The following is a 273-nucleotide window of genomic DNA, read 5'->3' as shown; positions in this document are numbered from 1 at the left end:
CTGCCGCGCCTTCGCCTCTGCCGCACATCTCGCTGCTTATGCTGGCCTTGCGCCGGTAACTCGGCGATCCGGCTCGTCAATACGCGGTGAGCATCCCTCGCGACGGGGTAATAAAGCTCTCAAACGGGCGTTGTTCCTGTCGGCCTTCGCCGCGCTCAGGGATCCGCTCTCCAGGGCTTACTACACCCGCAAAATGAGTCAGGGAAAACGACACAATCAGGCGCTTATCGCCCTGGCGAGACGACGCTGCGACGTTCTGTTCGCCATGATGCG

General features: G+C 61.5%; 1 protein-coding gene. It reads left to right on the top strand.

Annotated features, from left to right (window positions below; genetic code table 11):
• On the top strand, positions 1–273 hold a 273-nt coding region (locus tag BGK49_RS19200; protein ID WP_069375821.1), incomplete at both ends, for a transposase.

It is taken from the genome of Shigella sp. FC1544 (genome assembly GCF_001722145.1).
Lineage (GTDB): Bacteria > Pseudomonadota > Gammaproteobacteria > Enterobacterales > Enterobacteriaceae > Escherichia > Escherichia coli.
The sequence above is the reverse complement of the archived record's forward strand: the minus strand, read 5'-3'. Positions and strand labels throughout refer to the sequence as shown.